Raw genomic sequence first — 23,301 nt, 5'->3', positions numbered from 1 at the left:
TCGACTGACTCCTGAAGGCTGCAAGGCGATACCCCAGTTTCCGGGATTGGCCGACTTTACCGCAAGCACAAACGATCGCGGGGCAAGCCCGCTCCCACGAACACGCAACAGTTTCGTGGGAGCGGGCTTGCCCCGCGATGAGCCTGAGACTCAGATCAGCGCTTGTCTTCGACCTTCCACGCCTTGCCGTCGTAGAACGCCTTCCAGCCGGTCGGCTTGCCGTCGACTTCGGATTGCACGTACTGCTCCTTGGTCTTGCGGCTGTAGCGAATCACCGTCGGGCGACCGTCCGGGTCCTTCTGCGGCGCTTCGCAGAGGAAGTGGTACTTCGGATCGATCTCGTGCTTGTGCGGCACGATCTCCAGCACCAGCGGCGCACGGGTTTCGCGGTTCTTCGGGAACTGGCTGGCAGCCAGGAACAGGCCCGAGGCACCGTCGCGCAGCACGTAGGTGTCGTCGACCTTCTCGCACTTGAGCTCCGGCATGTCCACCTTGTCCATCTTCGGCGGCGCCGCCTCGCCGCTCTTGAGCAGCTTGCGGGTGTTCTTGCAGGCGGCATTGGTGCAACCGAAGAACTTGCCGAAACGGCCAGTCTTGAGCTGCATCTCGCTGCCGCACTTGTCGCATTCCAGGCTCGGGCCTTCGTAGCCCTTGATGCGGTAGCTGCCTTCCTCGATCTCGTAGCCGGCGCAGTCCGGGTTGTTGCCACAGATGTGCAGCTTGCGCTTCTCGTCGAGCAGGTAGGCGTCCATCGCCGTCGAGCAGATCGGGCAACGGTGCTTGCCGCGCAGCACCAGCGACTCGGATTCGCCCTCGTCGTCGGCGGCGATCTCGTCGCCCGGCACCAGGTTGACCGTGGCCTTGCAGCGCTCCTTCGGCGGCAGGCTGTAACCCGAGCAGCCGAGGAACACGCCGGTGGAAGCGGTACGGATCATCATCGGCCGGCCGCACTCCTTGCAGGCGATGTTGGTCAGGGTCGGCTGGTTGGCGCGCATGCCGTGCTCGCTGGACTCGGCCGTATGCAGCTTCTTGCTGAAATCGCCATAGAACTCGTCGAGGACGTTCTTCCAGTCACGCTCGCCCTGGGCCACGTCGTCGAGGTTTTCTTCCATGCCGGCGGTGAAGCCGTAGTCCATCAGGTTGGCGAAGCTCTCGGACAGGCGCTCGGTGACGATGTCGCCCATCTTCTCGGAGTAGAACCGGCGGTTGTGCAGCGTTACATAACCGCGATCCTGGATGGTCGAGATAATCGCCGCGTAGGTCGACGGACGGCCGATGCCGCGCTTTTCCATTTCCTTGACCAGGCTGGCTTCGGTGAAGCGCGCCGGCGGCTTGGTGAAGTGCTGGCTGGGGTCGAGCTGGATCAGCTTGAGCGCCTCACCCTGGGCCATTTCCGGCAGCACGTCGTCTTCGCCCGGCTTGCTCTGCTGCGGCAGGACACGGGTGTAACCGTCGAACTTGAGGATGCGGCCCTTGGCACGCAGCTCGAACTCGCCGGCCACCACGGTGACGCTGGTGGACAGGTATTGCGCCGGCGGCATCTGGCAGGCCAGGAACTGGCGCCAGATCAGCTCGTACAGGCGCTCGGCGTCACGCTCCATGCCGCTGAGCTTGGTCGGATGGGTTGTCACGTCCGACGGGCGAATCGCCTCGTGCGCCTCCTGGGCGCCTTCCTTGCTGCCATAGACGATCGGCGCGGCGGGCAGGTACTGCTTGCCGAATTCTTTCTCGATGTAGCTGCGCGCCATCTCGACGGCGTCGGTCGACAGGTTGGTCGAGTCGGTACGCATGTAGGTGATGTAGCCGGCTTCGTACAGACGCTGGGCCATCATCATGGTCTTCTTCACCCCGAAGCCCAGGCGGTTGCTGGCGGCCTGCTGCAGGGTGGAAGTGATGAACGGGGCCGAAGGCTTGCTGCTGGTCGGCCGGTCCTCGCGCTTGCTCACGCTGTAGCTGGAGGCCTTGAGCTTCTCCAACGCGGCCATGGCCTGGGCTTCGTTGAGCGGCTTGAAGGCCTCGCCCTTCTCGCGGGCCACCTCGAAACGCACCTTGGCGTTCTTGGCGGTGCCCAGGTCGGCGTGGACTTCCCAGTACTCTTCCGGGTTGAACGCGCGGATCTCGCGCTCACGCTCGACCACCAGCTTCACCGCCACCGACTGCACGCGGCCGGCGGACAGGCCACGGGCGATCTTGGCCCACAACAGCGGCGAGACCATGTAGCCGACCACGCGGTCGAGGAAGCGCCGCGCCTGCTGGGCGTTGACCCGGTCGATATCGAGCTCGCCCGGCTGGGAGAAGGCTTCCTGGATAGCCTTTTTGGTGATCTCGTTGAACACCACGCGCTTGTAGCGGCTGTCGTCACCACCGATGGCTTCGCGCAGGTGCCAGGCAATGGCTTCCCCCTCGCGATCCAAGTCGGTTGCGAGATAGATGGTGTCGGCATCCTTGGCCAGGCGGCGCAGCTCCTCGATCACCTTCTCCTTGCCGGGAAGGATCTCGTACTTGGCCTTCCAGCCTGCTTCCGGGTCGACGCCCATGCGCGCGACCAGGGTGCGGCGTGCCTTTTCCTTCGGCGACAAGGCCGGAGCCTCGGCCGCGGCCTTGCCGCGCTTGGCCGCCGGTTCCTTGCTCGCACTGGCGGAACCGCTGGTGGGAAGGTCACGGATGTGGCCGATACTCGACTTCACCACGTACTGGCTGCCCAGGTACTTGTTGATGGTCTTGGCCTTGGCCGGGGATTCCACAATGACCAGCGATTTGCCCATGGATCGGAGTATTCCTGAATCTGAAGATGAAAAACGCGTCAGGTGCCGGACGCGGCACCGCTATATATAGTGGCAAAAGAGTGAGGTCAAGCGTGGTCGATCACTCGTGCGCCTTGCCAAGCCGCTCGCCCAGCCCCTCTTCGGCCTTGACCAAAGCAAAGCGTGGCACCTGCTCGCCGTCAACCTCGACGGACTCCTGGAACATCGAAAGTGGCCTGACCCAGAAGCTGTAGTCACCATACAGGCACTGGTAGAAGACCATCCACTCTTCGCTCTCGGAATGGCGCGCCGCGCTGAACACGCGGTATTCAGGGCCTTTGTAATGCCGGTACACACCAGGTTGTATCTGCATGTCACTCGCCCTCTTGAACAAATCCTGTAAAAAACAAAAGCCGGGGCACATGGCCCCGGCTGCTGTCCCGCAACGCGATCAGACGCGTTCGAAGACAGTGGTGATGCCTTGGCCCAGGCCGACACACATGGTGGCGACGCCCAGGGTACCGCCATTCTGCTTCATGACGTTGAGCAGGGTGCCGGAAATCCGCGCCCCCGAGCAACCGAACGGGTGGCCCAGGGCGATGGCGCCGCCGTGCAGGTTAACCTTCTCATTCATCTTGTCGAGCACTTTCAGATCTTTCAGCACCGGCAGGGCCTGTGCGGCGAAAGCTTCGTTGAGCTCGAAGAAGTCGATGTCGGCGATGGTCAGACCAGCGCGCTTGAGGGCTTTCTGCGTCGACGGGACCGGGCCGTAGCCCATGATTGCAGGGTCTACGCCAGCAACCGCCATGGAGCGAATCACCGCCAATGGCTGGATCCCCAGGTCCATGGCACGCTGCCCGGACATGACGATCATGCACGATGCGCCATCGGTGATCTGCGACGAAGTGCCCGCCGTTACCGTACCACCTTTCGGATTGAAAGCTGGCTTGAGGGCCGCCAGGCTTTCCAGCGTAGTGTCCGGGCGAATGGTTTCATCGTAGTCGAAGACTTTGAGGAAGCCGTTTTCGTCATAGCCCTGCATCGGGATGATTTCGTCCTTGAACTTGCCTTCGAGCGTCGCCTTGTGGGCGAGCTGATGCGAGCGCATGCCGAAGGCATCCTGCTGCTCACGGGTGATCCCGTGCATCTTGCCCAGCATCTCGGCAGTCAGGCCCATCATGCCCGAGGCTTTTGCCGCATGAAGCGACATATGCGGGTTCGGGTCGACACCGTGCATCATGCTGACGTGGCCCATGTGCTCGACACCGCCGATGACGAACACATCACCGTTGCCGGTCATGATCGCCTGGGCGGCGGTGTGCAGCGCGCTCATGGACGAACCGCACAGGCGGCTGACGGTCTGGGCGGCGGAGGTGTGCGGGATCTGGGTCATCAGCGAGGCCATGCGGGCGATGTTCCAGCCCTGCTCCAGGGTCTGGTTGACGCAGCCCCAGATCACGTCCTCGACTTCCTTCGGATCGACCTTGTCGTTGCGCTCCAGCAGCTTGCTGATCAGGTGCGCGGACATGTCCTCGGCACGGGTGTTGCGGTGCATGCCACCCTTGGAACGGCCCATCGGCGTGCGACCGAAGTCGACAATCACCACGTCTCTTGGATTCAGGCTCATATCAATATTCTCGCTCTAGCTCGTTGGGCGCTCAGTTGAAGAAGCGCTGGCCGTTCTTGGCCATTTCGCGCAGCTTCGCAGTGGGGTGGTACAGCGGCCCCAGGTCGGCGTACTTGTCGGCCAGTGCGACGAACTCGGCGACCCCGATCGAATCGATGTAGCGCAGCGCGCCACCACGGAAGGGAGGGAAACCGATGCCGTAGACCAGGCCCATGTCGGCTTCGGCGGCAGTCTCGACGATGCCGTCTTCCAGGCAACGCACGGTCTCCAGGCACAGTGGCACCATCATCCAGTTGATGATGTCCTCATCGCTGACTTCACGCTGTTCGAAGATGACCGGCTTGAGCACGTCGAGCACGCTGGCGTCGGCGACCTTCTTCGGCTTGCCGCGCTTGTCGGTCTCGTAGGCATAGAAGCCCTTGCCGTTCTTCTGGCCCAGGCGGTTGGCCTCGTAGAGGGCGTCGACGGCGGAGCGACGGTCGTCCTTCATGCGGTCCGGGAAGCCTTCGGCCATCACGTCGCGGCCGTGGTGGCCGGTGTCGATGCCGACCACGTCCATCAGGTAGGCCGGGCCCATTGGCCAGCCGAACTTTTCCATGACCTTGTCGATGCGCACGAAGTCGACGCCGGCGCTGACCAGCTTGGCGAAGCCGCCGAAGTACGGGAACAGCACGCGGTTGACCAGGAAGCCCGGGCAGTCGTTGACCACGATCGGGTTCTTGCCCATCTTCTTGGCGTAGGCCACGGTGGTGGCGACAGCCACTTCACTGGACTTCTCGCCGCGGATGACTTCGACCAGCGGCATCATGTGCACCGGATTGAAGAAGTGCATGCCGACGAAGTTTTCCGGACGCTTGAGTGCCTTGGCCAGCAAGTTGATGGAGATGGTCGAGGTGTTGGAGGCCAGGATGGCATCTTCCTTCACCTGGCCTTCCACTTCAGCCAGTACCGCTTGCTTGACCTTCGGGTTCTCGACCACGGCCTCGACGACGATGTCGACGTTGGCGAAATCGCCGTAGGACAGGGTCGGGCGAATGGCATTCAGTGCCTCGGCCATCTTCGCCGGGGTCAGGCGACCCTTCTCGACGCGCTTGCCGAGCAGCTTGGAGGCCTCGTTCAGGCCCAGCTGGATGGCTTCCTCGCGGATGTCCTTCATCAGGATCGGCGTGCCCTTGACCGCCGACTGGTAGGCGATGCCGCCACCCATGATGCCGGCGCCGAGCACGGCGGCCTGCTTCACGTCGTGGGCGATCTCGTCGTGGGCCTTGGCCTTGCGCTTGAGCTCCTGGTCGTTCAGGAACAGGCCGATCAGGCTCTCGGCGACCGAGGTCTTGGCCAGTTTGGCGAAACCTGCGGCTTCGACTTCCAGGGCCTTGTCACGGCCGAAGTTGGCAGCCTTCTGGATGGTCTTGATGGCCTCGACCGGCGCTGGGTAGTTCGGGCCGGCCTGGCCGGCGACGAAGCCCTTGGCGGTCTCGAACGCCATCATCTGCTCGATGGCATTGAGCTTGAGCTTTTCCAGCTTGGGCTGGCGCTTGGCCTTGTGGTCCAGCTCGCCGCTGATGGCGCGCTTGATCAGGTCCAGGGCACCGGCCTGCAACAGCTCGGGGGCGACCACGGCGTCGACGGCGCCGACCTTCAGGGCGTCCTCGGCGCGGTTTTCCTTGCCCGAGGCGATCCATTCGATGGCGTTGTCCGAGCCGATCAGGCGCGGCAGGCGCACGGTGCCGCCGAAGCCTGGGTAGATGCCCAGCTTGACTTCCGGCAGGCCGATCTTGGCGCTGCTGGACATGACCCGGTAGTCGGCGGCCAGGCACATCTCCAGGCCGCCACCCAGGGCGATGCCGTTGATGGCGACAACGGTCGGCACCTGCAGGTCTTCGAAGTCATTGAAAATGCGGTTGGCTTCCAGGTTGCCGGCGACCAGTTCGGCCTCGGGCAGCTTGAAGTTGTCGACGAATTCGGTGATGTCGGCGCCGACGATGAACACGTCCTTGCCACTGCTGACGATCACGCCCTTGATCGAGGCATCGCCCTTGATCACGTCCACGGCCTGACGCAGCTCGTTCAGAGTGAGACGGTTGAACTTGTTGACGGACTCACCCTTGAGGTCGAACTTCAGTTCGACGATGCCGCTTTCAAGAGCCTTAACCGTGATGGCTTTACCTTCGTAAATCATCAACTGATCTCCACGATATGGAAGCTGAACAGTACACGTCGAACGCTGGTGCAAGAGCCGGTCTACCGGTCCCTCGCCCCAGGCACACCCGTCGACGCGCTAATCGGGATTCTGTAAGAGCCGTCTGACATACAAACGCTCAATTCATACGCCCGTTTGACTTGGGTGTGCACACATTCTCCGAAATGAACGGCGTTGTCAAATGCTCGCGAACACCGTGAAAACGCGACTTTCCAGTCATCTTCTACCCGCCGGGTACGAAAACTGATGACAGTGATCGCCGACCATTCATGTCAGCGATAGACCATCACCGACCGCGGACGGCGTTTTTTCTAAACGCATCCGCCAACGATGGCTACACTGGGGCTGCATGAAAGTGTTTCCGGCCTGCCTGGCCTTTTTCTGCGCTGCAGAACGCAAAACGGCGCGCAAGAGCATGGTTGCTCCTGCGCGCCGTTTTGCGTTGGCCAGCTTCAGGCGAGGGTATCGAGGGCCTGGGCAATATCCTGCAAAACAGATTTATCGCCCCGCTCGCTCCAGTACAGGGCGATCATGCGCCGGTCGGCCTCGACCTTGTAGACGGTTTCCGGCAGGCGGGCAAAGACCTCGGCCAGGCGCGGGTCCTCGCAGGGCTCGCGCCACTGGTTCCACCACACGCCAGGGGTGATCTGCCAGTAGCACCAGCAGTCTTCGCGGCCCTTGCGCCGCGCCCGGTGGTATTGCGGACAAGGGCTGGGCGGCTCCTTTTCCAGCCAGTGCGGCCACTGCTGCGGCGCCAGCTGCATGGCCAGGCCCATGCGCCGGCCCTCCAGGCGCAGGCTCATCTGCTCGCCCTGCTTGCGCGACTGGCGCAGCCAGGCCAGCGGGCTGAGCATCAGCGCAAGGATTGACACCACCAGCCATACCGTCATATCTGTAGACCTTATAAAGCGTTGCAAATGAGCGGGTTATCCAGGATTCACGAACGCCCGGCCCGAAAGCGACCATACTTCTACTATCGCGATTGTCAGGAGTACTGCACATGTCCTATGAACATCTTCTGGTCGCCGTCGACCTGACCGAAGAATGCGACCCGGTGATCAAGCGGGCCATGGCAATTGCCATGGACAACAGCGCCAACGACGCCAAAACCACCAAGGTATCCCTGGTGCATATCGTCGAACCCATGGCCATGGCCTTCGGCGGTGACGTGCCGATGGACCTGTCGCAGCTGCAGCAGCAACAGTTCGACCAGGCCAAGGAGCGCATGGAGCGCCTGTTCAACAAGTACCCGGACATCCAGCGAGGTGACTCGCATCTGGTCTATGGCCAACCGCGCCAGGAAATCCATGAACTTGCCAAGAAACAAGCCTGCGACCTGATCGTGGTCGGCAGCCATGGCCGCCATGGCCTGGCGCTGCTGCTGGGCTCCACAGCCAATGACGTGCTGCACGGCGCGCCGTGCGATGTACTGGCGGTGCGCTTGCAGAAGAAAGAATAAGTCAACCTGCTCCGGCCTCTTCGCGGGTAAACCCGCTCCCACAGGCTGGTCACTGCTCCTGAGGCAGCGGCAATCCTGTGGGAGAAATGTGTGTTTGCCTGTACCGGCCTCTTCGCGGGTAAACCCGCTCTCACAGGTTGGTCACCGCTCCTGAGGCAGTGGTAACTCTGTGGGAGCGGGTTTACCCGCGAAAAGGCCAGGACAGGAAATCAACCTTCCAGCTCGGCCCAGCGCTCCACCAGCACGTCCAGCTCGCCCTGCAGCTTCTCCAGCTTGGCCAGCACTGCGGTGGTTTCATCGATCGGACGCTGGTAGAAGTTCGAGGCGCCGACCTCTTCCTGCACCTCGGCAATCTGCCGCTCCAGCGCATCGATCTGCCCTGGCAACGCCTCCAGCTCGCGCTGCAGCTTGTAGCTGAGCTTCTTCTTGCTGGCATCGGCAGCGGGCGCGGCGACGGCCGCAGGCGCCTGCTCTTCCACCGGCTTGGCCACCACCGCACTGTTGAGTTCGGACTTGCCGCCCTTGCTCTCGGTCACGCCCAGCAGCTTCGGCGAACCACCCTGGCGGATCCAGTCCTCATAGCCGCCCACATACTCGCGCACGCGCCCCTCACCCTCGAACACCAGGGTGCTGGTCACCACGTTGTCGAGGAAGGCCCGGTCGTGGCTGACCATCAGCACCGTGCCCTTGTAGTTGGACAGCACTTCCTCGAGCAGCTCCAGGGTCTCGACGTCGAGGTCGTTGGTCGGTTCGTCCAGCACCAGCAGGTTGGCCGGCTTGCTGAACAGCTTGGCCAGCAGCAGGCGCGCACGCTCGCCACCGGACAACGCCTTGACCGGCGTGCGCGCACGCTGCGGGCTGAACAGGAAGTCGCCGAGGTAGCTCAGGACATGGCGGTTCTGGCCATCGATCTCGATGAAATCGCGGCCTTCGGCCAGGTTGTCGATGACGGTCTTTTCCAGGTCCAGCTGATGGCGCATCTGGTCGAAGTAGGCCACTTCCAGCTTGGTGCCGCGCTCGACCTTGCCGCTGGTCGGCTCCAGGTCACCGAGCATCAGCTTGAGCAGGGTGGTCTTGCCGGTACCGTTGGCGCCGAGCAGGCCGATGCGGTCTTCGCGCTGCAGGACCATGGAGAAGTCCTTGACCAGTTTCGGGCCATCCTTGTGGGCGAAGCTGACGTCCTCCAGCACCATCACCTGCTTGCCGGACTTGTCCGCCACCTCGATAAGGATGTTCGCCTTGCCCTGGCGCTCACGGCGCTCGCCGCGCTCCACGCGCAATGCCTTCAAAGCACGCACACGGCCTTCGTTGCGGGTACGCCGGGCCTTGATGCCCTGGCGGATCCACACCTCTTCCTGGGCCAGGCGCTTGTCGAACAGCGCATTGGCGGTGGCCTCGGCGGCAAGCTCGGCCTCCTTGTGCACCAGGAAGCTGGCGTAGTCGCCGTTCCAGTCGATCAGCCCGCCACGGTCCAGTTCAAGGATGCGCGTGGCCAAGTTCTGCAGGAAGGAACGGTCGTGGGTGATGAACAGCACCGCGCCGTTGAAGCCGTTCAGGGCATCTTCCAGCCAGGCGATGGCACCGATATCCAGGTGGTTGGTCGGCTCGTCGAGCAGCAGCAGGTCGGGCTCGGACACCAGCGCCTGGGCCAGCAACACGCGACGGCGCCAGCCGCCGGAGAGCTCGGCCAGGGTCTTGTCGGCCGGCAGTTGCAGGCGGCTCAGGGTGCTTTCCACCACTTGTTGCAGGCGCCAGCCGTCGCGGGCCTCCAACTCGTGCTGGACGTGCATGAGCTTTTCCAGGTCCTCGTCGCCGTGGATGTTCTGGCTCAGGTGGTGGTACTCGGCCAGCAGCTCGCCCACGCCATCCAGGCCCGCAGCCACCACGTCAAAGACGCTGCGCTCGTCGGCCACCGGCAGTTCCTGCGGCAGTTCGCCGATCTTGAGCCCCGGCGCGCGCCAGATATCGCCGTCGTCGGGCTTCTGCTCGCCCTTGACCAGGCGCAGCATGCTCGACTTGCCCGTGCCATTGCGGCCGATGATGCACACCCGCTCGCCACGGGCGATCTGCCAGGACACTTTGTCCAACAGCGGCATGGCGCCGAAGGCGAGGGACACATCGCTGAATTTGAGCAGGGTCATGATCATCTCCAAAAACCGGGCGCGCATTCTACCTGACTTGCCCCTTCACGGCATCAAAAGCCCATCACCGGCAGCAGGGCGTCGGATAACAACTCGATACAAGCACAGTGCTTTCACCGGCCACCGGCAAACGGCTAAGCTAGGCAGTAATACCCAACAGTGCTGGCTCCGCCGTCACTTTCCATGGTTCTACTGCCCGGACGTATCATGCGCAGCCGCCTGTTACAAATTGCTTCCTGCCTGCTGCTCACCGCCACCGCCGCGAGCGCCGCACAGGCCATCGATATCACCCAGCAGCGTCAGTACTATGACGAGGCCAAGCGCGCCCTGGCCAAGGGCGACAAGGGCCCTTACCTGCGTTACGCGCAGGCGCTGCGCGACTATCCGCTCACGCCCTACCTCACCTACGACGAGCTGACCGCCCGCCTGAAGAGCGCCAGCAACGAGGAGATCGAGGGCTTCCTCAAGGCCCACGGCGACCTGCCCCAGGCCAACTGGATGAAACTGCGCTGGTTGCGCTGGCTGGCCGAGCGCGGCGAGTGGAACACCTTCACCCGCTACTACGACCCCAAGCTCAATTTCACCGAACTGGACTGCCTCAACGGCCAGTACCAGCTCTCCCATGGCCTGCGCGCCGAAGGCTTCGCCACCGCCGACAAGCTGTGGAACGTCGGCAAGTCGCAACCCACCGCCTGCGACACCCTGTTCGCCATGTGGGCGGCCGAAGGCCAGCTGACCGAGGCTAAACGCTGGCAGCGCGCCAAGCTGGCGGCCCAGGCACGCAACTACGGCCTGGCCAGCAGCCTGGTCAAGACCCTCACCACCCTCGGCCCCCAGGGCAAGCTGCTGATCGACGTGGCGCAGAAGCCCGAGCTGCTCAACCAGCCGTCGCGTTTCACCCCGGTCAACGAGGCCATGTCCGACGTGGTCAGCCTCGGTCTGCGCCGCCTGGCCCGCCAGGACCCCGAGCAGGCCATGGCGCTGCTCGACGACTACGCCCAGCGCATGCACTTCTCCCGCGACGAGAAGGTCGCCATCGCCCGCGAGATCGGCCTGACCCTGGCGCGGCGCTATGACCCGCGCGCCCTCGATTTGATGACCCGCTACGACCCCGAGCTGCGCGACAACACCGTCAGCGAATGGCGCCTGCGCCTGCTGCTGCGCCTGGGCCGCTGGGAGGACGCCTACGCGCTGACCAAGCGCCTGCCCCAGGACCTGGCCAGCAGCAACCGCTGGAAGTACTGGCAGGCGCGCAGCCTGGAGCTGGCCCAGCCGAACAACCCGCAGGTTCCGCTGCTGTACAAGACCGTCGCCCGCGAGCGCGACTTCTATGGTTTCCTCGCCGCCGACCGGGCGCAGACGCCCTACCAGTTGAACAACAAGCCGCTGGCGCTCAGCCAGGCGGTGATCAACAAGGTTCGCAATACCCCGGGCGTGCGTCGCGCCCTGGAGTTCCATGCCCGCGGCCAGATCGTCGAGGGCCGCCGCGAGTGGTACCACGTCAGCCGTCACTTCAACCGTGACGAAATGGTCGCCCAGGCCCGCCTGGCCTATGACATGCGCTGGTACTTCCCGGCCATCCGCACCATCAGCCAGGCCCAGTACTGGGACGACCTGGACATCCGTTTCCCCATGGCCCACCGCGACACACTGGTGCGCGAAGCCAAGGTCCGCGGCCTGCATTCGAGCTGGGTGTTCGCCATTACCCGCCAGGAAAGCGCCTTCATGGAAGACGCCCGCTCCAGCGTCGGCGCCAGCGGCCTGATGCAGCTGATGCCGGGCACGGCCAAGGAAACCGCGCGCAAGTTCAGCATCCCGCTGGCCTCGCCGGCCCAGGTGTTCAACCCGGACAAGAACATCCAGCTCGGCGCCGCCTACCTGAGCCAGGTGCACAGCCAGTTCAACGGCAACCGAGTGTTGGCCTCGGCCGCCTACAACGCCGGCCCCGGGCGCGTGCGCCAGTGGCTCAAGGGCGCCAAGCACCTGAGCTTCGATGTATGGGTCGAGTCGATCCCGTTCGACGAGACGCGCCAGTACGTGCAGAACGTGCTGTCGTATTCGGTCATCTACGGGCAGAAGCTCAATTCACCGCAGCCGCTGGTGGATTGGCATGAGCGGTATTTCGACGATATGTGATCAGACCCTATCGCGGGGCAAGCCCGCTCCCACGGTGCGTGGGAGCGGGCTTGCCCCGCGATAGCACTATTCGAGGACCTGGACGGCCATCCCCACCTTGAGCTCCCCCTCGCCATCCACCGCCAGGTTCTGGCCAAACAGCACATCCCCTTCCTTCTCACGGAACGTCTTGAGCGTGGTCAACGGCTCACGATCAGGGCTGCGCTCGCCCGTGGCGGGATCGAGGGTGGTGAGGATGCAGCGCACGCTCGGCTTGAGCACGCGAAAAGTCATGTCGCCGATGCGGATGCGCTTCCAGCGGTCCTCGGCAAAGGCCTCGGCCCCCTCGACCACCAGGTTCGGGCGAAAACGCAGCATCTCCATGGAGCGCCCGACCCGACGGCTCAACTCATCCAGCGAGGCCTGACCGATCAGTAGCAATGGAAAACCATCGGGAAAGGCTGCCCGGTCACTATTCAGGCCGTAGCCGCTGGGCAGGTAGCGGGCCCGCTGCTCGGGGCAGTACACCAGCCTTACTGGCTTGCCCAGCAGCTCGCTGAGCCAGGCCGCGGCGGCATCGCCGGCATCGGGCACGCGCAAGGTATCGCGCCAGATGGTGACGCCGCGCAGGGCGTCGTCGGCAGGCGGCACGGGCACCTCCAAGGGTGCCCGCCCCGGCGCCTGGAGCAGCAGTTGGCCCTGCTTGCCATAATCGGCGCCAACCTGCCCCAGCCGGGGCCAGGCCCGCTGGGTCAGGAAGCGGCCATTCTCCTCCTCCACCACCAACCAGCGGCGGTCACCGTCCAGGCCCAGATTGCCGACCGCGGACGCTTGCAGGCCCTGGGCCCGCCCCGATTTCACCGGGTATCGATACAACGCACTCAGAAACATCCCTGCTCACCTGGTTTCCATGGAAAAACCAAGCTTACACCTAGGCGTGATCCATGTTCAGACGCTGACGCACCACATCCACCAGGCGGTCGGGCTGGAACTTGGACAGGAAGTTGTCGCAGCCGACCTTCTTGACCATCGATTCGTTGAAGCTGCCCGACAGCGAGGTGTGCAGCACCACGTAGAGGCCGCGCAGGCGCGGGTCGTTGCGAATCTCGGTGGTCAGCCGGTAACCATCCATCTCGGGCATTTCGGCATCGGTGAAGATCATCAGCAGCTTCTCGCAGACATTCTCCCCGGCGTCGGCCCAGCCCTTGAGCAGGCGCAGGGCCTTGAGGCCGTCACTGGCCACGTGCAGCTTCACCCCCAGTTGCGACAGGGTGTCGCGCAACTGCGCCAGGGCCACGCTGGAGTCGTCCACCAGCAGCACTTCGCGGCCACGCGCACGGGCCAGCACCGGATCTTCCAGCTTGTCGCGGGACACCTTGGCGCTGTACGGCACGATCTCGGCCAGCACCTTCTCCACGTCGATGACCTCAACCAGCTTCTCGTCGACCTTGGTGATCGCCGTGAGGTAGTGCTGGCGACCGGCGCTGGCCGGTGGCGGCATGATGGCTTCCCAGTTCATGTTGACGATACGATCAACGCCGCCCACCAGGAATGCCTGCACCGAGCGGTTGTACTCGGTGACGATGATGGTGCTGTCCGGCCCAGGCTGCAGCGGGCGCATGCCGATCGCCTGGGACAGGTCGATCACCGGCAGCGTCTGGCCACGCAGGTTGACCACGCCGCAGACGAAGGAGTGGCGCTGTGGCATGAGGGTCAGCTTGGGCAGTTGCAGCACCTCCTGGACCTTGAACACGTTGATGGCGAACAACTGTCGGCCGGCCAGGCGGAACATGAGGATTTCCAGGCGGTTCTCACCCACCAGTTGCGTGCGTTGGTCTACCGTGTCGAGAATGCCAGCCATTGGAAAGCCCCCAGGCTTGAGTCGGGAAAAGTGGATGCATCCCCCTGTATCGGCGGATGCGCGCGCAGCTTGACCCCTGATGGAAAAAGCCGCGCCGGGTGATTGATATCACTTTACCATCATGCTTTACTGCTGCCACATCCCGCCGCGTCCGTCGCTCGCAACGAACGACCCACCTGAATCCTCATCAGGGAATCCCCTAGTAGCAATCGGGTGCAACCTGATGTTCGCAATATCCATTAGCCATTAATGTGACGCCATTCTCACTGCATGAACGGAGTCAGGCTTTTGCGAGCGATCATCTTGGTACGGCCAATCCCTGACCACGGGGCGCCATGATGGATAGCACACCACTGCACAACGCCGCCGTGGCGGCCTTTCTGCAGGACGCACAGGTCCTGCTGGCCCGATCCCAGGAATGCCTGCAGCACCTGGAACTGATCGCCAACGACCCGGACGCCTGCCACAGTCTCACCACGGCACTTGATACCCTGGCCCGCCGTGCCGACGCGCTCGGCCTGCTCGAGGTCGCCCACTATGCGTTCGCCTTGCAAAAGCTGCTCGCGCCCACCTGTGCCCAGCAGCACCTGCACGGCAGCAGCCTGCCCGCACTGGACGCCTGCCTGACCCTGCTCGACTGGCAACTGGAGCTGCTGGACCCGCAGACCGGCCAGCTAGGCATGGACACCGACGAACAACGGCTGCTGCTGGGCGAACTGGCCACCTCCCTGGGCCAGCCGTCCACGCAGCTGTGCGCGGACTGCCAGCAGACAGGGGTGTACTGCGCCCACCCTCATACGGCAAGCACCGGCATCGACTCGCCCGACCGGCAACATTAAATGCAGCCAACTGAGTCACAACTAAGGTCGGCTCAGGATGAAACTTGCAAAGTTGGACAAGTTTTTCCAAATGTTTTTGCGAAGCGGGATTATTAGTTGCCCTGCGCGCACTGGAAACATCATTTAATAATGGCACTCTGCTAGCCAAGCCCTCGACCGCCAGGCCCGCCACAGCCCGGAAAATACGAGGTTTCAAGCAGTTATCCCCCCGCGACCAAATTCAATCAAAGTGATAACATGCGCCCACTCGAACATGCGCGCCCAGGTTATCGGGCGATTGGATCCGCATTCCGCACTTGATTGCAAGCGGGGCGGTAAAACCCCTGGTCAGACGTGTGCAATGCCCCTAACCGCTATAATTCAGTGGCTTCCCTATCTATGCTCCCACGCTTGAAGTTTCTCCAGCGTTGCCGTTCCAGCGTTGCCCTGCTGCGCTGGACGACAGCGCTGCTGTGCGTTGCATCGCTGGCGGCGAACCTGGTGGTATACCTGAGCACCCAGCCCCTGTCGGCCAGCCTGCTGCTGCTGCAACTACTGGCGATGCTCGGCGTCGGCTGGCACCTGCGCCACTGGGCGCGTTCGATCAGCCTGCGCCCGGCGGAACTGGCCACGCGCATGCTCAAGGTGCAGGAGAGCGAGCGCCAGCGCCTGAGCCGCGAGCTGCACGACGATATCGGCCAGTTGCTGACCGCCGCCAAACTGCAGGTCGACTGGCTGCAACGCCGGGTACCGGCCGAGCTGCAGGAGCACTGCAGCACCTTGCGCAGCACCCTGGACCTGACCCTGAGCAACGTGCGCGACGTTTCCACCATTCTCAACCCGCGCCAGCTGGCCAGCCTGGGCCTGGAGGCAAGCCTGCGCGCGCATCTGCTGCGCACCCTGGAAAACACCGAGGTGCACTGGAGCCTGGAATGCAAGCAGCGCCTGGGCGGCATCAGCGAAGAGGTGGCCATGGCCGCCTTCCGCATCACCCAGGAGGCGGTCACCAACATGTTGCGCCATGCCGGTGCCCGCAACCTGGTGGTTCGCCTGCAACGCACCTCGGCCGGCCTTGCCCTGTCGATCCACGACGACGGCGGCGGCTTCGTGCCGGCCCAGTCCCCCGCGGATTACGGCCAGCGCGGCATGGCCGGCATGCAGGAGCGGGTGACCGCCCTGCGAGGCAGCCTGACCATCACCAGCCAGCCCGGCCAAGGCACCCAGATCGAAGCCCTCTTTCCATGGCCACCCCGCAGCCAAGAACGCGCCAGGACCCCTGCCCCCGATGACCTGTAGATTACTGCTGGTGGACGACCACTCCCTGATTCGCGCAGGCGTCAGGGCACTGGTATCGGACATCCCCGGTTACACCGTGATCGGCGAGGCCGACGACGGCAGCCAGCTTCTGGACCACGTCCTGCGCCTGGCGCCGGACATCGTCCTGCTGGACATTTCCATGCGTTCGACCAGCGGTCTCGACGCGCTCACGCAATTGCGCGCAAACGGTTGCACCTGCAAGGTCCTGATCCTGTCGATGCACACCGACCCGGAAATGATCATGCGCGCCCTGGAAAGCGGCGCCCACGGCTACCTGCTCAAGGACACCACGGCCACCGAGCTGGAACAGGCGCTCACCGCGCTGCGCAACGACGAACGCTACCTCAGCCCGGCCATCGCCCACACCGTCATCAACCAGGCCCTGCTACGCGCGCAGAACGGCCGCCAGCCGAGCAGCGAAGGTCATAACCTGACGGGGCGTCAGCTGGAGATCCTGCGCCTGATCGTGCGCGGCAAGTCGACCCGGGAGATCGCCGCCGGCCTGGGCCTGTCGATCAAGACCGTGGAGACCCACCGCTCGCAGATCATGAAGCGCCTGCAGATCTACGACGTGGCAGGGCTGGTGCTGTTCGCCGTGCGCGAGAAGATCATCAGCCTGGACGACTGAGCAGCGGCGAGTCCGTCGGCAGGTGCACGCGCAACGCTCGTGGCATGGCCTCGAAGCGCAGGCTGGCGGCCTGCAGCGGCTCGCCGTCGAGGTTCATGTCCAGCCCCTGGGCGCCCTTGATTTCCACCCATGGCAACCGCGCACGGACGAACAGCCCGTCGCCGGCCAACAGGTCGCGCAGGGCGCCGGCCATCTCCTGTGGCGCAGGCAGGATGCCGATGTCCAACAGGCCGTCGTCCACCGTCGCCTCCGGGCACAGCACGTGCCCGCCGCCGGCCTGGCGGCCGTTGCCGATGCCCAGCGCCAGCAACTCGCCCTGCCACTGGAAACCGGGGCCCTGCAGTTCCACCGAGGCGGCCTGCAGTTCGCTGAAGCGTGACAGGCCGGTGAACAGGTAGGCCGCCGCGCCGAGCACTTTCTTCAGGTCTTCCGAGGTGTTGGCCGTGACCTGACTGCCGAAGCCGCCGGTGGCCATGTTCAGGAACAACTGGTCACCCACCCGCCCCAGGTCGATCGGCCGCGCCGGCACCTCCAGCAGGTCGAGAGCCGCCTGCGGCTCGAGGGGCACGCCGGCCGCCCTGGCGAAGTCGTTGGCGGTGCCCAGCGGCAACAGGGCCAGGCTGACCTGGGTCGCGGCCAGACCCATCGCTTCGGCCACGTCACGCAAGGTGCCGTCACCACCACCGGCCACCACCTGGCCATAGCCTGCGGCCAGGGCCTCGCCGACCAGGCGCTGGGCGTCGCCGCCCTCCCAGGTCAGCCGCACGTCCAGGGTCCAGCCCCGCTCGCGCAGCTGGCCCACCGCGGCTCGCACCTCGTCGTTGCCGGCCTGTTTGCCATGCAGGATCAACAGTGCCTTGCGCTCGCTCATGCCGTTCTCCCCGAATAGAAATGCCCTACCGCAATCTCGACCACTGCGACGAGCAGATTGCTCCCGGCGACGCCGAAAAACCGCCGCCTCACACAAATACCATTGAAAGCCGGCCGCCACAGGTGCATCATCTGACAAATATTTGGCCATCACGGACGAAGCCGACTCGAAAAGTCATTTTATTGACTTTGTGCCGCCAGACGCCTGACAGGTCGTGATTTCCTTGCATTGCGCTGCCCCCGGCGCCCTGATTCGAGGCTGTGACTATGAGCGTTCTGATTCCCTGCATCATCGCTGGCGGCGCCGGTACCCGATTGTGGCCGGTCTCCCGCGAGGCCATGCCCAAGCCCTTCATGCGCCTGCCCGATGGCATGAGCCTGCTGCAGAAGACCTTCAGCCGCGCCAGCAGCCTGCCCGGCGTCGAACGGGTGCTCACGGTGACCAACCGCGAAGTGGTGTTCCGTACCCAGGACGAGTATCGCCAGGTCAGTACCCAGCGTATCGCCCTCGACTTCATCCTCGAACCTTTCGGCCGCAACACCGCCCCCGCCATCGCCGCCGCGGCGCTGCACTGCGCCCGCCTGCATGGCGAGGACAGCCTGCTGCTGGTGCTGCCCGCCGACCACCTGATCCAGGACCAGGGCGCCTTCGAGGCGGCCGTCCAGCGGGCCATGGCCCTGGCCGGAAAAGGTTGGCTGACCACCTTCGGCCTGCTGCCGACCCGCGCCGAAACCGGCTTCGGCTACATCGAACAAGGAGAGGTACTGGGTGACGACGGCTATCGGGTCGCCCGCTTCGTCGAAAAGCCCGACGCCGACACCGCCCAGGCCTACCTGGACGGAGGCCGGTACCTGTGGAACGCCGGCATGTTCTGCCTGCGCGCGGGCACCGTGCTGCAGGAGCTGCAGGCCCATGCCCCCGAGGTGCTGCACAACGTGACCCATTGCCTGGCGCAGAGCCTGTTCAAGGAGGGGACGTGCGGCCAGCAGGTGGAACTCGACGCCGACAGTTTCGCGCAGGCCCCCGACATCTCCATCGACTACGCACTCATGGAGCCCTCCACCCAGGTGGCCGTGGTGCCCTGCGCCATCGGCTGGAGTGATATCGGCAGTTGGGAAGCGGTGCGCGAGCTGCGCCCGGCCGACAGCCAGGGCAATCATTGCAACGGCGAAACCGTGCTGCATGACGTGAGCAACTGCTACATCGACTCACCGCGTCGGCTGGTGGGCGCGGTGGGCCTGGACAACCTGATCGTCATCGACACCCCCGACGCCCTGCTGATCGCCGATGCCGCGCGCAGCCAGGAGGTCAAGGTGATCGCCCAGCAACTCAAGCGCCAGGGCCACGACGCCTACCGCCTGCACCGCACCGTGACCCGCCCCTGGGGCCTGTACACCGTGCTCGAGGAAGGGCCACGGTTCAAGATCAAGCGCATCATGGTCCGCCCCGGCGAATCGCTGTCGCTGCAGATGCACCATCACCGCAGCGAGCACTGGATCGTGGTCAGCGGCATGGCCTGCGTGACCAACGGTGAAGAGGAGTTTCTGCTCGACACCAACGAGTCGACCTTCATCAAGCCCGGACGCAGCCACCGCCTGACCAACCCCGGCGTCATCGACCTGGTGATGATCGAGGTGCAAAGCGGCGAATACCTGGGCGAAGACGACATCGTACGCTTTACTGATATCTATGGACGCGCCCCGGCAGCAGCAGCACCTGCTTGACTGCCAGAGGGCGCGTTTTGCCATCCAGGGCCGACACCCGGCCAACCGCGAGGATTCGGGCTCATGCGCATACTCTGGACCCTGCCCTACCTGCCCTGGCCCACCACCAGCGGCAGCAAGACCCGGCAATACCACCTGCTGCGCGCCCTGGCGCAGCATGGCCACCGGATCACCTTGCTGGTGCAGTCCAAGGTCCCGTTGAGCGACGCGGCGCGCGAGGCCCTGGAGCCGCTGGTGGAGCGCCTGGTGGTGCTGCCCCGGCGCGCGCTGCACAGCCCGCTGAACCTGCTGGCCTCGCCCATCATCGACTACCCCATGCGGGCCATCATCAATGGCCTGGCGCCCTGCCTGAGGCACCGCTTCGAGCAGTTGCTGGACGAACCCTGGGACGTGATCCAGATCGAGCACAGCTACAGTTTCCAGCCGTTCGAGAAGGCCTTGCAGGCCCGTGGCCTGCCCTACATGCTCAGCGAGCACTACCTGGAATCGGTGATGGGCGCCGCCTGCCACGACCGCTTGCCCCTGTGGCTACGGCCGCTGAACGCCTTCGACCGCTGGCGCTACCGGCGCTGGGAGCAGCGAGTGCTGCGCCAGCCCACCGAGGTGGTGGCGGTCAGCGCCCATGATGCCGAGCTTATCGGCCAGATCAGCGGGCGCCCGGTGAACGTGGTGGTCAATGGCGTGGACTGCGACCACTACCAGGAGGTTCGCCCCACGCCGCACAGCCAGCGTCTGCTGTTCGTCGGCAATTTCGAGTACGGCGCCAACCTGGAGGCCATCGAATGGGCGCTGGAAGAGATCCTGCCTCAGGTGTGGATGAGCAATCCGGCGGTGCGCCTGGCCATTGCCGGCCACGCCCTGCCGGCCAGCTGGAAGCTGCACTGGAACGACCCGCGCATCGAGTGGGTGGGCTATCGCCCCGACCTGCGCGAGCTGCAACGGCGCTCGGCGCTTTTTTTCGCGCCGCTGCGCCATGCTGGCGGCTCCAAGGTGAAGATCCTCGAAGCCATGGCCGCCGGGCTGCCGGTGATCACCACCAGCAAGGGCGCCTCGGGCCTGGCCATGAACAACGGCGAGCACTACCTGGGCAGCGACGACAGCGGCCAACTGGCGCTGCTGGTCACCCAGCTGCTCAACCAGCCATGGCGCATGTGCCAGCTCAGTGAGGCCGGGCGCCAGTTCGCCCGCCAGCGTCATGACTGGAGCGTCGCCGCCCAGCAGCTGGAGAACGTGCACATGCGCCTGACCCAGCTGGCGCCGGCCGGCGCCGCAGCCGCCGGCGGCGTGCTAGCCAAGTAGCTCGCTGAACGGAATGAACGTCACCGCATCGCCCTGTTGCGGCGTCGTGCCTTCGAGCACCTCCACCACGCCATCGGCCCATGCCGCGCTGCGCAGCACGCCGGAGCTCTGGTTCTTGTAGATGCGCACGCGACCGTCCTCGATGCGTGCCCGCAGGTACTCGCGGCGCGTTCCGGCCTTGGGCCAGTCGAAACCCGCCGGCACGCTGAAGCGCAGCGGCGCGACATGGGCCACGCCCATTCGACGCAGCAAGTAGGGCCGGGTCAGCAGGCCGAAGGTGACCAGGGTCGAGGCCGGATTGCCCGGCAGGCCGATCACCGGCACCCCCTGGTAATGGCCGAAGGTCAGCGGCTTGCCCGGCTTGATCGCCAGCTTCCACAGCGCCAGCTCGCCCGCCTCGCGCAGGGCCAGGCCGAGGAAATCGGCCTCGCCCACCGACACGCCTCCGGTGGACAGGATCAGGTCGACATCGCCCAGCCCGCCCAGGCACTGGCGGGTGCGCTCGAGATCGTCCGGGAGGATGCCGGCGTCGACCACCGTGCAGCCCAGGCGTTGCAGCCAGCTGACCAGCAGGCGTCGGTTGCTGTTGTAGATCTGCCCGGGGCCCAGGGCCAGGCCCGGCTCGACCAGTTCGTCGCCGGTCGACAGCACCGCCACCCGGGGCCGACGCCGCACTTCGAGCGTGCCGAAACCCAGGGTCGCGGCCAGCCCGAGCTGGATCGGGCCCAGCCGCGTGCCGGCGCTCATCACCTGTTCGCCGAAACGGGTTTCCTGGCCCTTGGGGCGAACGTTCTGCGCCAGCGCCAGCGGTTCGAGGAAACGCACCCGACCATCCTCGAGCACCTCGGTGTTTTCCTGCATCTCGACGCAATCGGCACCTTCCGGCAGCGGCGCGCCGGTGAAGATCCGTGCGCAGGTGCCAGGTTCCAGGGGCTGTGGTGCATGCCCGGCGAAGATGCGCTGGGTCACCCGCAGCGGTTCGCCCTGACAGTCGGCCAGGCGCAGCGCGTAGCCGTCCATGGCGCTGTTGGGCCACGGCGGCAGGTCGAGGCCAGCCACCAGCTCATGGGCCAGGACCCGCCCTTCGGCCTCGGCCAGCGGTACCTGTTCGGTCTCGGCGATGGGCGCCGTGTCGGCCAGCGCCAGCAGGCGCTCCAGGGCCTCTTCCACCGGCATCAAGGGCCGGGCCACCTCAGCCACGGCTGTCACAGGCCGCCGCCTGCTTCAGGTGCGGCACGAAATTGCACGGCCGATGACGGGCGTCCAGCTGCTCGGCAAGGATGCCGTCCCAACCGGTGCGCACGGCGTTGGTCGAGCCCGGCAGGCAGCAGACCAGGGTGCCGTTGGCAAGCCCGGCCAGGGCGCGGGACTGCACGGTGGAGGTGCCGATATCGGCCACCGAGATCTGCCGGAACAGCTCGCCGAAGCCCTCGACCTGCTTGTCCAGCAGGCACGCCACGGCTTCCGGGGTACTGTCGCGGCCGGTGAAACCGGTGCCGCCGGTGATCAGCACCACCTGCACCTGGTCGTCGGCGATCCAGGTCGCGACCTGGGCGCGGATCTTGTACAGGTCGTCCTTGAGCAGCACCCGCTCGGCCAAGCGGTGGCCGGCGGCGCTCAGGCGATCGACGAACAGCTGGCCGGAGGTGTCGGTGTCAAAGGTGCGGGTGTCGCTGACCGTCAGCACGGCGATGTTCAGCGCAACGAAAGGGGTATCTGCCTTGGCTTTCATGGGAGTCCGTCGCAGGGTAACTGGGAATGTGCGCTGTTATATCACAGGCCGCCCGCGGCGTTGTTCTTGGTCAATGCCGCCGCGATGGCGCTATGCTGCACTGTGCAAGGAACTTGCGTGGACGCCCTGCGTCTTAATGACATCTAGCACCATCGCACTGGAGAAACACGATGATCCAACGGACCCTTCCCGCCTTCCTGCTTGCCCTGGGCCTGGGCGCCCTCGCCGGCTGCGCCTCGCCAACCGTCATCACCCTCAACGACGGCCGCGAGATCCAGGCGGTGGACACCCCATCCTATGACGACGATTCCGGTTTCTACGAATTCGAGCAGCTCGACGGCAAGCGCACGCGCATCAACAAGGACCAGATCCGCACCGTCAAGGAGCTGTGATCCAGTCCCGCTTTTTAGCGCAACTCCTTTTTGCAACAAGGGGTTGCGTTGAAAAAAGCGATGCAGTAGCATTTTGGACATCGGAGTGTAGCGCAGCCAGGTAGCGCGTCTCGTTCGGGACGAGAAGGCCGCAGGTTCGAATCCTGTCTCTCCGACCATATCCCGCAAAAAACCCGCTTCGAGCGGGTTTTTTGTTGCCTGCGAAAAGGCCTGGTGGCGCCCTGCATCAGGCAACACTGGGCCCTGTAGGAGCGGCCTTGTGCCGCGAAAGGGCTGCACAGCAGCCCCGGGATTTCAGCGTTGTTGCAAAGATCGCCAGGGCCGCTTTGCGGCCCTTTCGCGGCGCAAGGCCGCTCCTACAGGCTGGCGCCGC

Annotated in this window: 19 protein-coding genes and 1 tRNA gene; 9 read left to right on the top strand and 11 right to left on the bottom strand. The window is 64.7% G+C overall.

Annotated elements, in window-relative coordinates; genetic code table 11:
- Positions 1 to 155: 155 nt before the first annotated feature.
- From topA to AC0MAZ_RS12190, 5 genes are all read right to left on the bottom strand, one after another.
- Complete coding sequence (gene topA / locus AC0MAZ_RS12210; protein WP_475861229.1) at positions 156 to 2,765, bottom strand: type I DNA topoisomerase; 2,610 nt, start codon at positions 2,763 to 2,765, stop codon at positions 156 to 158.
- 100 nt (positions 2,766 to 2,865) lie between these two features.
- Positions 2,866 to 3,117, bottom strand: coding sequence for a DUF1653 domain-containing protein (locus tag AC0MAZ_RS12205; protein WP_050704830.1), 252 nt, complete (start codon positions 3,115 to 3,117; stop codon positions 2,866 to 2,868).
- Positions 3,118 to 3,195: 78 nt separating this feature from the next.
- The gene (gene fadA, locus AC0MAZ_RS12200; RefSeq protein WP_232856043.1) at positions 3,196 to 4,371 is read right to left on the bottom strand and encodes an acetyl-CoA C-acyltransferase FadA; all 1,176 of its coding nucleotides are present in this window, start codon (positions 4,369 to 4,371) and stop codon (positions 3,196 to 3,198) included.
- 31 nt (positions 4,372 to 4,402) lie between these two features.
- A complete protein-coding gene (gene fadB / locus AC0MAZ_RS12195; protein ID WP_050704828.1) occupies positions 4,403 to 6,550 on the bottom strand; it encodes a fatty acid oxidation complex subunit alpha FadB in 2,148 nt (715 codons plus the stop codon).
- A gap of 473 nt (positions 6,551 to 7,023) precedes the next feature.
- Positions 7,024 to 7,461: a hypothetical protein gene (locus AC0MAZ_RS12190; protein WP_203647461.1), complete on the bottom strand. Its 438-nt coding sequence runs from the start codon at positions 7,459 to 7,461 to the stop codon at positions 7,024 to 7,026.
- 110 nt (positions 7,462 to 7,571) lie between these two features.
- On the opposite strand from AC0MAZ_RS12190, the gene AC0MAZ_RS12185 reads away from it, so the two are divergent.
- Positions 7,572 to 8,030: a universal stress protein gene (locus AC0MAZ_RS12185; RefSeq protein ID WP_203647462.1), complete on the top strand. Its 459-nt coding sequence runs from the start codon at positions 7,572 to 7,574 to the stop codon at positions 8,028 to 8,030.
- 209 nt (positions 8,031 to 8,239) lie between these two features.
- On the opposite strand, the gene AC0MAZ_RS12180 is transcribed toward AC0MAZ_RS12185, so the two are convergent.
- Positions 8,240 to 10,171: an ATP-binding cassette domain-containing protein gene (locus tag AC0MAZ_RS12180; RefSeq protein WP_203647463.1), complete on the bottom strand. Its 1,932-nt coding sequence runs from the start codon at positions 10,169 to 10,171 to the stop codon at positions 8,240 to 8,242.
- Positions 10,172 to 10,378: 207 nt separating this feature from the next.
- On the opposite strand from AC0MAZ_RS12180, the gene AC0MAZ_RS12175 reads away from it, so the two are divergent.
- Positions 10,379 to 12,307, top strand: a complete 1,929-nt coding sequence (locus AC0MAZ_RS12175; RefSeq protein ID WP_475861225.1) for a transglycosylase SLT domain-containing protein — start codon at positions 10,379 to 10,381, stop codon at positions 12,305 to 12,307.
- Positions 12,308 to 12,373: 66 nt separating this feature from the next.
- Here AC0MAZ_RS12175 and AC0MAZ_RS12170 read toward each other — a convergent pair whose 3' ends face one another.
- Both AC0MAZ_RS12170 and AC0MAZ_RS12165 read right to left on the bottom strand, forming a co-directional pair.
- Positions 12,374 to 13,177 (bottom strand): MOSC domain-containing protein, encoded by an 804-nt coding sequence (locus tag AC0MAZ_RS12170; protein ID WP_475861223.1) that lies wholly within the window; start codon positions 13,175 to 13,177, stop codon positions 12,374 to 12,376.
- Positions 13,178 to 13,217: 40 nt separating this feature from the next.
- The gene (locus tag AC0MAZ_RS12165) at positions 13,218 to 14,147 is read right to left on the bottom strand and encodes a chemotaxis protein CheV (protein WP_050704823.1); all 930 of its coding nucleotides are present in this window, start codon (positions 14,145 to 14,147) and stop codon (positions 13,218 to 13,220) included.
- A 338-nt stretch (positions 14,148 to 14,485) separates the two neighbouring features.
- Between AC0MAZ_RS12165 and AC0MAZ_RS12160 the strand changes: the two genes are divergently transcribed.
- From AC0MAZ_RS12160 to AC0MAZ_RS12150, 3 genes are all read left to right on the top strand, one after another.
- Entirely contained in the window at positions 14,486 to 14,986 is a 501-nt protein-coding gene (locus AC0MAZ_RS12160; protein ID WP_110738562.1) for a histidine kinase, read from the top strand.
- A gap of 378 nt (positions 14,987 to 15,364) precedes the next feature.
- Positions 15,365 to 16,261 (top strand): sensor histidine kinase, encoded by an 897-nt coding sequence (locus AC0MAZ_RS12155; RefSeq protein ID WP_110738535.1) that lies wholly within the window; start codon positions 15,365 to 15,367, stop codon positions 16,259 to 16,261.
- Complete coding sequence (locus tag AC0MAZ_RS12150) at positions 16,251 to 16,910, top strand: response regulator (protein WP_203647467.1); 660 nt, start codon at positions 16,251 to 16,253, stop codon at positions 16,908 to 16,910. The genes AC0MAZ_RS12155 and AC0MAZ_RS12150 overlap by 11 nt, the downstream gene beginning before the upstream one ends.
- On the opposite strand, the gene yegS is transcribed toward AC0MAZ_RS12150, so the two are convergent.
- Complete coding sequence (yegS, locus tag AC0MAZ_RS12145) at positions 16,894 to 17,781, bottom strand: lipid kinase YegS (RefSeq protein ID WP_203647468.1); 888 nt, start codon at positions 17,779 to 17,781, stop codon at positions 16,894 to 16,896. The genes AC0MAZ_RS12150 and yegS overlap by 17 nt on opposite strands.
- Positions 17,782 to 18,047: 266 nt before the next feature.
- Here yegS and AC0MAZ_RS12140 point away from each other — a divergent pair, with 266 nt between their 5' ends.
- Both AC0MAZ_RS12140 and AC0MAZ_RS12135 read left to right on the top strand, forming a co-directional pair.
- Positions 18,048 to 19,505, top strand: a complete 1,458-nt coding sequence (locus tag AC0MAZ_RS12140) for a mannose-1-phosphate guanylyltransferase/mannose-6-phosphate isomerase (RefSeq protein WP_475861219.1) — start codon at positions 18,048 to 18,050, stop codon at positions 19,503 to 19,505.
- Between the two features lie 63 nt (positions 19,506 to 19,568).
- Entirely contained in the window at positions 19,569 to 20,804 is a 1,236-nt protein-coding gene (locus AC0MAZ_RS12135) for a glycosyltransferase family 4 protein (protein WP_110738539.1), read from the top strand.
- On the opposite strand, the gene AC0MAZ_RS12130 is transcribed toward AC0MAZ_RS12135, so the two are convergent.
- Positions 20,793 to 22,013, bottom strand: coding sequence for a molybdopterin molybdotransferase MoeA (locus AC0MAZ_RS12130; RefSeq protein ID WP_475861217.1), 1,221 nt, complete (start codon positions 22,011 to 22,013; stop codon positions 20,793 to 20,795). The genes AC0MAZ_RS12135 and AC0MAZ_RS12130 overlap by 12 nt on opposite strands.
- Positions 21,997 to 22,536, bottom strand: coding sequence for a molybdenum cofactor biosynthesis protein B (moaB, locus tag AC0MAZ_RS12125; RefSeq protein ID WP_046856412.1), 540 nt, complete (start codon positions 22,534 to 22,536; stop codon positions 21,997 to 21,999). The genes AC0MAZ_RS12130 and moaB overlap by 17 nt, the downstream gene beginning before the upstream one ends.
- 170 nt (positions 22,537 to 22,706) lie before the next feature.
- Between moaB and AC0MAZ_RS12120 the strand changes: the two genes are divergently transcribed.
- A complete protein-coding gene (locus AC0MAZ_RS12120; RefSeq protein WP_023632528.1) occupies positions 22,707 to 22,928 on the top strand; it encodes a YgdI/YgdR family lipoprotein in 222 nt (73 codons plus the stop codon).
- 81 nt (positions 22,929 to 23,009) lie between these two features.
- A tRNA-Pro gene (locus tag AC0MAZ_RS12115) sits at positions 23,010 to 23,086 on the top strand.
- The last annotated feature ends 215 nt before the right edge of the window (positions 23,087 to 23,301 follow it).

The organism is Pseudomonas sp. A (genome assembly GCF_056270345.1).
The sequence above is the reverse complement of the archived record's forward strand: the minus strand, read 5'-3'. Positions and strand labels throughout refer to the sequence as shown.